Consider the following 282-nt stretch of genomic DNA (forward strand, 5'->3'; position numbering starts at 1 on the left):
CAATATAGGTCGACCAACACTTCATCAACTGCTCTTTGAGCCAATGCTTTTTGTAGGGCTGTGCATAGTCCTTCGCTCGGTCATCCGCTTGGTAGGCGATGTCAGCAAGAACCAGGTGCGAGGAGATCAAAGCTTCAAGTTCGGCATAGGTATAGGTTTTTTGTCCAGCGGTTTCCGGCACGACAACAGTACAGTGCTCTTCATCTTTACTGATTAACACCAACCCAGAGTTATGCCGGGTAAGCAATAAGGCAGGTAAATGGTAGTCTTGCAATTGCTGGG

At 47.9% G+C, this 282-nt stretch carries 1 protein-coding gene; it reads right to left on the reverse strand.

Annotation, left to right across the window (positions count from 1 at the left end; genetic code table 11):
• On the reverse strand, positions 1-282 hold a 282-nt coding region (locus C2M17_RS12550), incomplete at both ends, for a hypothetical protein (protein WP_199776021.1).

Origin of the sequence: Pseudoalteromonas sp. T1lg10 (genome assembly GCF_002964545.1) — a bacterium.
In the GTDB taxonomy this organism is placed as follows: Bacteria; Pseudomonadota; Gammaproteobacteria; order Enterobacterales; family Alteromonadaceae; genus Pseudoalteromonas.